The sequence below is a fragment of the Flagellimonas halotolerans genome (assembly GCF_035818535.1).
GTDB lineage: Bacteria > Bacteroidota > Bacteroidia > Flavobacteriales > Flavobacteriaceae > Flagellimonas > Flagellimonas halotolerans.
Genome location: NZ_JAYKYV010000003.1, coordinates 249,033 through 262,386 on the forward strand (window position 1 = coordinate 249,033; position 13,354 = coordinate 262,386).

The 13,354-nt window shown below is 43.4% G+C and carries 9 protein-coding genes; 7 read left to right on the top strand and 2 right to left on the bottom strand.

Going from position 1 to position 13,354, the window contains the following annotated elements; all coding sequences use genetic code 11:
- Nucleotides 1-12: 12 nt before the first annotated feature.
- The 7 genes from VM932_RS05745 (at nt 13) to VM932_RS05775 (ending at nt 10,919) form a co-directional block, all read left to right on the top strand.
- Nucleotides 13-3,756 carry an efflux RND transporter permease subunit gene (locus VM932_RS05745; protein WP_326277647.1) on the top strand — a complete coding sequence of 1,248 codons (3,744 nt, stop codon included), beginning with the start codon at nt 13-15 and terminating at the stop codon, nt 3,754-3,756.
- Entirely contained in the window at nt 3,753-4,973 is a 1,221-nt protein-coding gene (locus VM932_RS05750) for a TolC family protein (protein WP_326277649.1), read from the top strand. The genes VM932_RS05745 and VM932_RS05750 overlap by 4 nt, the downstream gene beginning before the upstream one ends.
- Nucleotides 4,974-4,990: 17 nt before the next feature.
- Entirely contained in the window at nt 4,991-5,326 is a 336-nt protein-coding gene (locus VM932_RS05755; RefSeq protein WP_326277651.1) for a heavy metal-binding domain-containing protein, read from the top strand.
- A gap of 23 nt (nt 5,327-5,349) precedes the next feature.
- Complete coding sequence (locus VM932_RS05760; protein WP_326277652.1) at nt 5,350-5,901, top strand: AraC family transcriptional regulator; 552 nt, start codon at nt 5,350-5,352, stop codon at nt 5,899-5,901.
- A 66-nt stretch (nt 5,902-5,967) separates the two neighbouring features.
- Complete coding sequence (locus tag VM932_RS05765; RefSeq protein ID WP_326277654.1) at nt 5,968-8,466, top strand: heavy metal translocating P-type ATPase; 2,499 nt, start codon at nt 5,968-5,970, stop codon at nt 8,464-8,466.
- Between the two features lie 7 nt (nt 8,467-8,473).
- Nucleotides 8,474-9,181 carry a hypothetical protein gene (locus VM932_RS05770; protein ID WP_326277655.1) on the top strand — a complete coding sequence of 236 codons (708 nt, stop codon included), beginning with the start codon at nt 8,474-8,476 and terminating at the stop codon, nt 9,179-9,181.
- 4 nt (nt 9,182-9,185) lie between these two features.
- Nucleotides 9,186-10,919: an efflux RND transporter periplasmic adaptor subunit gene (locus tag VM932_RS05775; RefSeq protein ID WP_326277657.1), complete on the top strand. Its 1,734-nt coding sequence runs from the start codon at nt 9,186-9,188 to the stop codon at nt 10,917-10,919.
- A 283-nt stretch (nt 10,920-11,202) separates the two neighbouring features.
- Here VM932_RS05775 and groL read toward each other — a convergent pair whose 3' ends face one another.
- Together groL and VM932_RS05785 are read right to left on the bottom strand one after the other, a co-directional pair.
- Complete coding sequence (gene groL, locus VM932_RS05780; protein ID WP_326277659.1) at nt 11,203-12,837, bottom strand: chaperonin GroEL; 1,635 nt, start codon at nt 12,835-12,837, stop codon at nt 11,203-11,205.
- Nucleotides 12,838-12,936: 99 nt separating this feature from the next.
- Nucleotides 12,937-13,215, bottom strand: coding sequence for a co-chaperone GroES (locus VM932_RS05785; RefSeq protein ID WP_014032184.1), 279 nt, complete (start codon nt 13,213-13,215; stop codon nt 12,937-12,939).
- Between the last annotated feature and the right edge of the window lie 139 nt (nt 13,216-13,354).

Sequence of the window (13,354 nt, forward strand, 5' to 3'; positions counted from 1 at the left end):
AATCAAACCTTTATGCTGAACAAAAGCATTAAATTTTTAATAGAGAATAAATTGGTGGCCGTGTTGCTCCTGCTGGTTTTTATGGCATGGGGCATTGTAAGCACGCCTTTTAATTGGGATACTGGAGGTATTTTGCCCAGTAACCCTGTGGCCGTGGATGCCATTCCCGATATTGGGGAAAACCAACAGATCGTTTTCACCAAATGGCCCGGACGCTCCCCACAAGATATTGAAGATCAGATCACCTACCCGTTAACGACTTCTTTATTAGGTATTCCAGGGGTGAAGACCATCCGAAGTTCTTCCATGTTCGGGTTTTCTAGCATCTATATCATTTTTGAAGAGGATGTGGAGTTCTACTGGAGTCGCAGTCGCATTTTGGAAAAACTCAATTCACTCCCAAATAACTTATTGCCCGATGGTGTAAATCCGGCCTTGGGACCAGATGCCACCGCTTTGGGACAGATTTTTTGGTACACTTTGGAGGGTCGCGATAAAAATGGCAATGTAACGGGTGGATGGGATTTGCAAGAGTTGCGCAGTGTACAGGATTACTACGTAAAATATGCGCTTTCTTCTGCATCGGGCGTATCTGAAGTAGCCTCCATCGGTGGTTTTGTGCAAGAATACCAAGTGGATGTGGACCCTGAACTGATGAAGCAGTACAATGTGGGGCTAGATCAGGTCGTCAAAGCCGTAAAGCAGAGCAATAGGGATATTGGGGCACAGACCTTGGAAATCAACAAAGCAGAATATTTGGTTCGTGGTCTCGGCTACATCAAATCGTTGGATGACATCAAAAATGCGGTTGTAATGGCTACCGACTATACCTCCATTCGCGTGCAGGATGTGGCCCATGTTTCTTTAGGGCCTGCGGTTCGTCGCGGAATTTTGGACAAGGAAGGAGCCGAAGTAGTTGGTGGTGTGGTTGTGGCCCGATACGGAGCCAATCCGTTGGAGGTCATCAACAATGTGAAAGATCAAATAAAAGAGTTGAGTGCGGGACTTCCATCAAAAGAATTGAAAGATGGGACCACTTCGCAATTGACCATTGTTCCCTTTTATGATAGAACGGAACTCATTCAAGAAACCCTGGGAACCTTGAACGAAGCCTTGACGCTCGAAATTCTCATCACTATTTTGGTCATTGTGGTCATGGTGTTCAACCTTCGAGCTTCTATTCTGATTTCTGGCCTGTTGCCCATCGCAGTGCTCATGGTGTTCATTTCCATGAAAATGTTCGGAGTAGATGCCAATATTGTGGCCTTGTCAGGTATAGCCATCGCCATTGGAACCATGGTCGATGTTGGGGTCATTCTCTCCGAGAACATTATACGGCACTTGGATGAGAATGATCAAAATTTATCGACCAATGAGGTGGTGTACAATGCCACTTCCGAGGTTTCAGGAGCAATTTTAACGGCCGTATTGACCACGATTATCAGTTTTATACCCGTATTCACTATGGTCGGTGCCGAAGGAAAATTGTTCCGACCATTGGCCTTTACCAAGACCATGGCATTGACGGCCTCCATCATTGTAGCGCTCTTTTTGATTCCGCCTTTTGCAGCCATTATTTTTAAGAAGAAAAAACAAAATTCCATCTTTAAATATATGTGGAACGGTATTTTGATGGCATTAGGCTTGGTTGCCATCGGTTTCGGATATTGGTTGGGCTTGGCATTGCTGGTGTTTGGCGTTTTTGGAGTCCTCAAATTGAGGAAATTTATTGATGGGAAACAAGCTGGAATGCTCAACGTAGGTATCTGTGTTGGAACGATTGTTTTCTTATTGGCAAGCTATTGGAGACCTTTGGGCTTTGATCGTAGTATTGCCATCAATCTACTGTTTGTAAGTTTGATATGTGCTGTTTTATTAGGCGTATTTTACCTGTTCAGACAATATTACAGTCGCATTTTGACATGGGCATTGGAAAACAAACTGCTATTTCTTTCTATTCCTTCTGTAATAGTTGTCTTCGGATTTATGATCATGCGCAACACAGGGGAGGAATTTATGCCCTCGCTCAATGAAGGCTCATTCCTTTTGATGCCCACTTCCTTGCCCCATGCAGGAGTTGAAGAAAACAAAAGGGTGTTGCAACAGCTGGATATGGCCGTGGCCACCATTCCCGAGATTCAAACCGTAGTGGGAAAAGCAGGACGGACCGAATCCGCGTTGGATCCCGCACCACTTTCCATGTACGAGAATATTATCCAGTACCGTTCGGAGTATCAAAAAAACGATACAGGAAGTCCGCAGCGATTCAAGGTTAATGCGGACGGTTATTTTGAATTGGGCAATGGAAAAGTGCTCGCCAATCCAAATTTGGAAGTCCGCAATGAACAAAAGTATGCCGAAAACCATGTGAGCGAACCATTGCGAATCGATAGGAAGCTTTTAATTCCCGATGATGATGATGGGGAGTATTTCCGTAATTGGCGCCCCGAGATCAAAAGTCCGGATGATATTTGGAACGAAATCGTAAAAGTGACCAAGTTGCCCGGAGTTACATCGGCGCCCAAGCTCCAACCCATCGAAACACGATTGGTGATGCTTCAAACAGGAATGCGTGCCCCGATGGGTATTAAGGTAAAAGGTCAGGATTTAAAGGAAATCGAAAACTTTGGCCTTCAATTGGAACCCATTTTAAAAGAAACTGCTGGGGTTAAGGATGAAGCCGTTTTTGCAGACCGAATCGTAGGGAAGCCCTATCTGCTCATCGATATTGACCGTGAAAAATTGGTGCGCTACGGACTTGTAATTGAAGATGTGCAACAAATTCTTGAGGTGGCCATTGGAGGTATGAATTTGACCCAAACCGTGGAAGGAAGGGAGCGCTATGGTGTTCGGGTGCGCTACCCAAGGGAACTTCGGGAAAACCCAACCGATTTGGAAAATATTTATGTTCCGGTGCAAAAAGGAAGTCCCGTTCCATTGAGCGAACTTGTAACCATTCGATACGAGCAGGGACCACAAGCGATTAAGAGCGAAGACACCTTTTTGGTGGGCTATGTGCTATTTGATAAGCAAGATGGCTATGCAGAGGTCAATGTGGTGGAAAATGCACAGGCCAAGATTGAAGAAAAAATAGAAAGTGGCGAATTGGTGGTGCCAAAAGGCATCAGCTATAAATTTACCGGGACGTATGAGAACCAGTTACGTGCAGAAAAAACTTTGTCCGTGGTGGTTCCCTTGGCCCTATTAATCATCTTTTTGATACTTTACTTTCAGTTTAGGTCGGTTGCTACTTCCCTAATGGTTTTTTCTGGAATTACGGTGGCTTTTGCAGGTGGCTTTTTAATGATTTGGTTCTATGGTCAGGATTGGTTTCTAAACTTCAGTTTTATGGGTGAGAACCTGCGTGACCTTTTCCAAATGCATACGATTAACCTGAGTGTGGCTGTCTGGGTCGGTTTTATTGCCCTGTTCGGTATTGCTACCGATGACGGGGTGGTGATGGCCACCTACCTTACCCAAACTTTTGACAAGAACAAACCCAACAATTTAAAAAGCATCCGTACCTCGGTACTGGAAGCAGGCGAAAAACGTATCCGGCCTTGTTTGATGACCACAGCGACCACCATTTTGGCACTTTTGCCCGTGCTTACCAGTACAGGAAGAGGGAGTGATATTATGATTCCGATGGCCATTCCAAGTTTTGGAGGGATGTTGATTGCATTGATCACCTTGTTTGTGGTGCCCGTGCTATTCAGTTGGAAAAGTGAGTTGCAACTTAAAATGCAAAACAGATGAAAAGGAGATTCATATACATAGTATTTGCTTTAACAGCTTTTGGGGTTAACGCCCAGTCCTTGGAAAGCTATTTGCAAGAAGCTGAGTTGAACAGTCCCAAGATTCAAGCCTTGGAACTTCGCTATAACATCGCAAAGGAAAAGGTGGTCGAAATGAACACTTTGCCCAATACCACCATAGCGGCAGGATATTTTGTGAGCGAACCAGAGACCAGAACAGGGGCACAGCGTGCCAGATTTTCGGTATCGCAAATGTTACCTTGGTTCGGAACGATCACCGCACGGGAAAACTATGCAGGTTCCATGGCGGAGACCGAGTATGCAGAAATTGTAATCGCCAAACGAAAATTGGCCTTGTCCGTGGCACAATCCTATTATGTGTTGTATGGAATTCAGTCGAAGCAAAAAGTGTTGCAGGAAAATATAGAACTGCTTAAAACCTACGAGACCTTGGCTTTGACCTCTGTTGAAGTGGGAAAGGCTTCCGCGGTTGATGTTTTAAAGCTTCAAATTCGTCAAAATGAATTGCAACAGCAGAAAGAAGTGCTGGAGCAATCGTACCTAGCAGAGCAGGCTGTCTTCAATAATTTGCTGCATCGAGATGAAAGTATTGGGGTTGAGGTGGTGGATGAAATGGATATTCCTGTGGATGAGCCCATTTTCAACAAAGACGATTTGAGCCTTAATCCAGAGTTACTCAAATATGATCAATTGTATGAATCGGTAACCCAATCGGAATTGCTCAACCAAAAGGAAAATGCTCCAAGTTTTGGGATAGGGTTGGATTATATACCTGTTTCGGAACGGGATGATATGGTTTTTAGCGATAACGGAAAGGATATTGTAATGCCGATGGTCACTTTTTCCGTTCCCATTTTCAACAATAAGTTTAAATCGACCACCAAACAGAACGAGCTTCGTCAAAAAGAGATTGAATTCCAAAAAGAAGAACGATTGAACGTGCTGGAAAATGCCTTTGCCAATGCCATTTCGCAACGGAACCAGGCACGCATTGCGCATCAAACCCAAGCAAAAAACCTAAAACAGGCCAAGGATGCCGAAGAAATCCTGATCAAGAACTACGAAACGGGCACCATCGACTTTAACGACGTGCTCGACATTCAAGAGCTGCAATTAAAGTTTCAGACCAATCAAATACAATCGGTGCAGTTGTATTATCTACAATCTGCCATCATCAATTATTTAATTAACAAGTAAATTTAAAATGTCAAAAAATGAGAACAAACATTAGAACTATTATCGGAATCGCATTCGCTTCAGTATTGGTACTTACGGTATCGTGCAAGGGAAAAACGGAGGAAGCAAAAGAAACTTCTACGGAAGCAACCATGGAACATGAAGGCCATGACATGGAAAAGATGGATCATGAAGGGCATGACATGGAAGGCATGGAAACTGCAAAAATGGAAGGCAAAGAATATACCTCCACATATGTGTGCCCAATGCATTGCGAGGGTAGTGGAAGTGATGAAGAGGGTAAATGCCCGGTTTGCGGGATGACCTATGTGTTGAACAAGGAGCACATGGCAGACGGACATACCCACAATTAATTAAAGTTTGAATTGTACCAGCGATGCGGATTAAAGTAAAAAATATGGTTTGCGATAGATGCAAAGGCGTTCTGAGACAAGAGTTTCAGAATGCGGGCATCAAGGTGGTACATATGGATTTGGGAGAAGTCCAATTTTATGACGGAGCCCAATATCAATTGGAGCATATTCGGGAGATTTTGGTCAAAAATGGTTTTGAATTGATCGAGGGTGTGAATGAAAGTTATATAGCTGACATTAAAAAACACTTGATCAATGCTTTGGATGACGATTTGCACCGGAATCTCTCGAAATACCTGTCAGAAAAAATGAACAAAGATTATTCGGTGCTCAGTAAAATGTTCAGTGCCAAGGAGGGCCTGACCATTGAAAAGTACTTTATCCTCTTGAAAATTGAGCGGGTAAAGGAAGAAATCCAGATGGATAACAAGACATTTTCTGAAATAGCTTATGATTTGAACTATAAGAGCAGTAGCCATTTGGCCAAACAGTTTAAATCGATAACAGGAATGTCCATGAGTGAATACCGAAAAGTGCAAGATTGGAATCGGAGGCCTTTAGATCAAATTGTATAAAAGATACCCAGAATTGTGAAAAGCTTCCAGCTGGTGTTCAGTTAGTTTTGAAAAAAAACAAACAAGATGAAACATACCTATCACATACACGGAATGAGCTGTAATGGCTGTAGAAATCATGTAGAAGGAACCCTTTCCAAAGTGGATGGGGTTACCGGGGTTGAGGTAAATCTGGAAAAAGCCGAGGCCGTGATTGAGATGGAGGAGCACATTCCAATTAAAAAGTTCGAGGAAGCTTTGGAAAAAGATGGAGGCGGTTACAGTATTCATGCCGAAGGCCACTATCATAAACCAAAGAAAAAAGAGAAAAAACCGGTTTCCAATGGAAATGGCACTTTTTATTGCCCAATGCAATGCGAGGGAGACAAAACCTATGATGAACCTGGCGATTGTCCTGTTTGTGGGATGGATTTGGTGGAGGAACAAAATACGTCTACGAGCTCCAAACAACAATGGACCTGTCCCATGCATCCCGAAGTGGTGGAAGATGGCCCAGGTTCCTGCCCAAAATGTGGAATGGAGTTGGTTCCCAAAGAACCGGAAGCCAGTGCAGAGGAAAAAACCTATAAAAAACTGCTCAAGAAATTTTGGGTAGCGGTAGCTTTTACGCTGCCCATTTTCTTAATAGCCATGAGCGATATGATTCCCAGTAATCCGTTTCATGAGTTAATGGTGCCCAAATATTGGAATTGGGTTCAGTTTGTCCTATCGCTTCCCGTGGTTTTTTACGCCACATGGATGTTTTTTGAAAGAGCTTATCGAAGCATCAAAACGTGGAACCTGAACATGTTTACCTTGATTGGTATCGGTGCGGGCGTGGCTTTTATATTTAGTGTGCTCGCATTGTTGTCCCCAGGATTTTTTCCTGACCAGTTCAAGGGGGAAACAGGTGCGGTTCACGTCTATTTTGAGGCAGCAACCGTAATTCTCACTTTGGTGCTTTTGGGCCAATTGTTAGAGGCTAGGGCGCACAGCAAAACCAATAATGCGGTAAAGGAATTATTGAAATTGGCTCCCAACAAAGCAATCAAAGTTGTGGATGGGGAAGAGGTTGAGGTAAGCATTGATGATATAGAAAAGGATGATATTCTCCGTGTGAAACCTGGCGAAAAAATTCCTGTGGACGGTATCATTACGGAAGGAGACACTTCAGTGGACGAATCCATGATCACAGGAGAGCCCATTCCAGTTGAAAAAACAGTGGATGACAAAGTAAGCAGCGGAACCATCAATGGGAATCAAACCTTTTTGATGAAAGCTGAAAAAGTGGGTAGCGACACCCTGCTTTCACAAATCATCAAGATGGTGAACGAAGCTAGCCGAAGCCGTGCACCTATTCAAAATTTGGCCGATAAGGTATCCGCCTATTTTGTGCCAGCAGTTGTCATCATTTCTATTTTGACATTTGCTGTTTGGGCGATATGGGGTCCCCGGCCAACCTATGTTTACGCCTTGATCAATGCCATTGCCGTATTGATCATCGCCTGTCCATGTGCACTCGGTCTAGCCACACCTATGTCCGTAATGGTAGGAGTAGGAAAAGGTGCCCAAAACGGAGTGTTGATCAAAAATGCCGAAGCTTTGGAGAAAATGGCCGATGTGGACACCCTGATTATTGATAAAACGGGTACCATCACCGAAGGCAAACCCACTTTTGATCATTTAGAGGTGTTTTCAGATGATTATTTAAAAGAAGAATTGCTGCAATATCTAGTGTCGGTAAATGCCAATAGCGAACACCCTTTGGCACAAGCGACGGTGAATTATGGCAAGGAAAAGGATGTTAAAATTCTAAAAACGGAATCTTTTAATGCCGTGACGGGTATGGGTGTTGAAGGCAAGATCAAGGATTTAGAGATTCAGTTGGGGAACATCAAATTGATGGAAAAAGCCAATGTTGACATCTCTGATGATATGAAGGATAAAGTCAAAAAAGCACAAGGGAAAGGTAAAACGGTTTCCTATTTGGCCATTGATGGTAAATGTCACGGTTTTGTGGCCATTGGAGATAAAATCAAGGAGACAAGTGCCAATGCCATCAAAGCAATTCAAGATAAGGGGATAAAGGTGATTATGCTTACGGGCGACAATGAAACGACCGCAAAAGCAGTAGCTGGTGAATTGCATTTGGATGATTTTAAGGCAGAAACCTTGCCCGAAGATAAAATGAAGGAAGTGGAACAGCTTCAAAACAACGGCAGAGTGGTCGCCATGGCCGGTGATGGAATCAACGATGCGCCTGCCTTGGCCAAAAGCGATTTGGGTATTGCCATGGGCACGGGCACCGATGTGGCCATAGAAAGCGCCATGATCACTTTGGTAAAAGGCAACTTGCATGGCATTGTAAAAGCACGGAACCTTAGTGAGGCCGTGATGAAAAACATAAAACAAAACTTATTTTTTGCATTGATCTACAACACCATTGGTGTTCCAGTAGCTGCAGGGGTGCTCTATCCCTTTTTTGGGATTTTGCTTTCGCCTATGATTGCGGCCCTGGCCATGAGCTTTAGCTCGGTGTCGGTTATAGCCAATGCATTGCGATTACGAACTAAATCAATCGACTAAAAATAAAATGGTAAAACGAACAACAGCGGTTAAGATTAGAAAAGCCCACAGGTATTTGGGGATATTTTTGGGCATTCAATTCATCATGTGGACAGCTAGCGGACTCTACTTCAGCTGGACCGACATTGATGAAATTCATGGAGATCATTTCAGAAACATGGATTATCACCCCGTTGCATTTGATGGACTCATTGGGCTTTCACAAATCAATATTCCATCAAGGATAAATTCGTTGAGCCTAAAGGAAATAGCAGGTAAACCGTATTACTGGATCAATAACGAATATTTGGTAGATGCTAAAAACGGAAACATAAAAGAAGGTGTTTCGGAACAAGAGGCTTTGGCGGTAGCTGAGCGTCATATGTCAACAGAATTAAAAGTCAAAGGGGTTGAGATGATCCATGAGGCCGATAAGCATCATGAGTATCGGGAAAAGAAATTGCCTGCTTATGTGATTACGTATGATTCACCAGAAAACATTAAGGCCTACGTTTCGGAGGCCGATGGTTCGTTTCAAACGGTAAGACATCGAAATTGGAGATGGTTCGATTTTCTTTGGATGACCCACACGATGGATTATGAAAGTCGGGACAATTTTAATACCACCGTGCTTCGTGCTTTTTCCCTTTTGGGATTGATCACGGTACTGAGCGGATTTTTGCTTTGGTTTACCTCGTCGCCAACGATGAGGAAATTGGTTAAACGAAAAAAGTAAAACGATGAAAAAGGAAAACATCATATATATTGGAATTGCGGTTGTGGTCGGGCTATTGGTCGGATACCTCATATTTGGGGGAAGTGCCGAGACTACAAACGAAACAGAGCATGACCACAGCACGGAAATTGCCTCGGGCGACATGTGGACCTGTTCCATGCACCCACAGATTATGCAACCGGAACCGGGATCTTGCCCCATTTGCGGGATGGATTTAATTCCGGCAGAAAGTAGCGGAGAGGGACTGATGGCGAATCAAATAAAAATGACCGAGAATGCCATGGTGTTAGCAGGCGTAGAAACCATTATGGTAGGTTCTGGAACAGCAGGAGAGGACCATGTTAAAGTTTCTGGTAAGGTTACTGTGAACCAAGAATCCGATGCAGTTCAATCGGCCTACTTTGATGGGCGGATTGAAAATATTTACATCAATTTTGAAGGCGAAACAGTGCGAAAAGGCCAAAAATTGGCCGCTATTTATGCCCCGGCTTTGGTTTCGGCCCAACAAGAGTTGTTGACCGCTGCCAAATTAAAGGAAACACAGCCCCAATTGTACAAAGCCGTTCGCAACAAATTGAAACTTTGGAAATTGTCCGAAACACAAATCAACGAAATCGAAAGCTCTGGCCAAGTGGTTGAAAATTTTCCGGTGTACTCCAATGTAAGCGGTGTAATCTCCGAAATTATGGTAGAGGAAGGCGATTACATCAAAACGGGTTCACCTTTGTTGAAAGTAGCCAATTTGAATTCGGTTTGGGCTATTTTTGATGCGTATGAAAACCAATTGAGCTTGTTTAAGGAAGGGCAAACGTTGAACGTGACCACCAAATCATACCCTAATGAAACATTCCCTGCCAAAGTTTCCTTTATTGCTCCCACATTGAACAAGAATACAAGAACCTTGGAGGTTCGTGCAGGACTTGATAACCAAAAGGGGTTGCTCAAACCTGGAATGTTTGTACAGGCCGAAGTTGAGGTTTCAAACAATCAAAACGAATCGTTGACCATACCGGAAAGTGCGGTTTTGTGGACGGGAAAGCGTTCCTTGGTCTATGTACAGCCAAATCCGGACAATGCAATTTTTGAAATGCGCGAGGTGGAGCTCGGAAATTTGAGAAATGGCAGTTATGTGATCAATTCGGGCTTGAAACCGGGTGACTTGGTAGTGGCCAAAGGAACTTTTACGGTAGATGCCGCTGCCCAGTTGCAGGGCAAAAAATCCATGATGAATCAAGATGGAGCCACAACCAGCATGAATCATGACGGGCATTCGGGTATGGGAAGTACCATGGAAATGAAATTTTCTAAAGAAGCACAATCAAAGTTCAACAACCTTTTAAATATTTATCTGGATTTGAAAGATGCCTTGGTTGCATCAGACCAAGAGCAAACACAAGTGTTGGCAAAGCAGGGTACGGAAATTGCTTCAGAAATAAGCGGCTTGCCAATGGATGATATGGGCAAGAGTCACATATCAGAATTAGCCGAACAACTTTCAGAAATTGCTTCAAAAGATATTTTGCAGGCGCAACGGCAGGATTTTGTATCGCTTTCCCAAAATATGATTCAGATAGGGCAACAAATCAATGAATTGGACATAAAACTTTATGTACAGCATTGCCCCATGGCGAATAATGATAAAGGGGCCAATTGGCTCAGCTTGGAGGAAGAAATACGAAACCCCTACTATGGGGATGCTATGCTGACATGTGGTAGCGTGGTGGGAACAATCGACTAACTATTTTAGTTAATTTTTAGCCAAATAAAATCTACGGATTCAAATCTGAAATACATTTACTCCAACATTTAAATTATTGACTGATGAAACAAGCAAAGTCAAACGGAAAGTCATCTCCTGCAAAAACGGTAAAGCCTGTTGCAAAGAAGACTGCCCAAGCTACTGGTAAGAAGAAGTAACTTGGTTTTTAGGTTCTCCCTGAGAACCGCACAAAAGAAAAGAAAAAGAAAACGCCCCGATGAAAATCGGGGCGTTCCTATTTTTAATCCGAATGGAAATATTATTACATCATGCCTGGCATTCCACCGCCACCTCCCATTGGAGGCATTGCAGGGGCATCTTCCTTAATATCGGTCAATGCACACTCTGTGGTCAAAATCATACCTGAAACAGATGCTGCGTTTTCCAAGGCAATACGGGTTACTTTTTTAGGATCAATGATTCCTGTTTTGAGCATATCCACATATTGGTCGGACTTGGCATCATAACCGAAGTCTTTTTTGCCTTCAAGTACTTTGGCGATAACCACGGAACCTTCACCACCAGCATTCTCTACGATGGTACGCAAAGGAGCTTCAATGGCTTTGGCCACGATTTGTACACCTGTGGTTTCATCCAAAGATTCGGTCGCCAATTTTTCAAGGACCTTTTTGGCTCTTACCAAGGCAACACCACCACCGGCAACAATACCTTCTTCTACAGCGGCACGGGTTGCGTGCAAGGCATCATCCACACGGTCTTTCTTTTCTTTCATTTCTACTTCGGAGGCTGCACCTACATATAGTACGGCAACACCACCGGCCAATTTGGCCAAACGCTCCTGAAGTTTTTCCTTGTCGTAATCAGATGTTGTAGTCTCGATTTGAGCTTTGATCTGGTTTACCCTGGCTTTGATGTCATCTGCATTTCCGCTACCGTTTACAATTGTAGTATTGTCTTTGTCAATGGTTACAGTTTCAGCAGTACCCAACATATCCAAAGAAGCGTTTTCCAAAGAGAATCCTCTTTCTTCAGAGATTACGGTACCACCGGTTAGGATAGCGATGTCTTCCAACATAGCTTTTCTTCTGTCACCAAAACCTGGGGCCTTTACAGCAGCAATTTTAAGCCCACCTCTCAATTTGTTTACTACCAAAGTAGCTAGGGCTTGCCCTTCTACGTCTTCAGCGATGATCAAAAGTGGTCTTCCAGATTGTGCTACGGGCTCTAGGATAGGAAGGATTTCCTGTAGGTTGGAGATTTTCTTGTCAAAAAGAAGAATGTAAGGATTCTCCAAATCGGCGATCATCTTGTCCGTATCGGTTACGAAGTAGGGAGAAAGGTATCCTCTGTCAAACTGCATACCTTCTACAACATCAACATAAGTGTCGGTACCTTTTGCTTCTTCAACGGTGATTACACCTTCGTTTCCAACTTTGGCGAATGCTTTGGCGATAAGGTCACCGATAGCTTGATCGTTATTTGCGGAAATAGAAGCAACTTGCTTGATCTTGTCGGAATCGTTGCCCACTTTTTTGGCTTGTTTTTCCAAGTCGGTCACCAAAGCTTCGACAGCTTTGTCGATTCCGCGTTTTAAATCCATGGGATTTGCTCCAGCGGCAACGTTTTTAAGGCCTTCTTTTACAATGGCCTGTGCCAATACGGTTGCGGTAGTGGTACCATCACCCGCTTGGTCGTTGGTTTTGGAAGCAACTTCCTTCACCATTTGTGCGCCCATATCCTCCAGAGCGTCTTCCAATTCAATTTCTTTTGCGACGGATACACCATCTTTGGTTACTTGTGGTGCTCCAAAGGACTTGCTGATGATTACGTTTCTACCTTTTGGCCCCAAGGTTACCTTAACGGCCTCGGCCAATTTGTCAACGCCTCGTTTCAGTCCGTCACGTGCATCTATATCAAATTTAATATCTTTTGCCATTTTATACTCTTATTTTGTCATTCCTGCGGAGGCAGGAATCTTTTGGTTATACTTTTAAGTCTTTTATGGATTCCCGCTGTTGCGGGAATGACATATGGGTTACACTATTGCCAAAATATCGCTTTCGCGCATCATCAAATAATCGGTACCATCAAATTTAAGTTCGGTACCGGCATATTTTCCATAAAGAACGGTGTCGCCTACTTTAACGGTCACTTTTTCGTCCTTGGTTCCAGGTCCAACGGCCACAACAGTTCCTTTTTGTGGTTTTTCTTTAGCGTTGTCCGGGATGATGATACCGGAGGCAGTTTTTGTCTCGGCCTGTAGAGGCTCGATCAAAACCCTGTCTGCCAATGGTTTGATATTTACTTTAGCCATATTTTAATTATTTAGGTGTTTGTTTTAAAAATTCTTGAACGTAAAGGACAGAAATTGTGCCAATGCTCAAAAACTGACATTCTGGAAAACAAAAATGCCAGCTTGTCATTTCAAGCTGGCATTTTTCTATGCTTTGTCA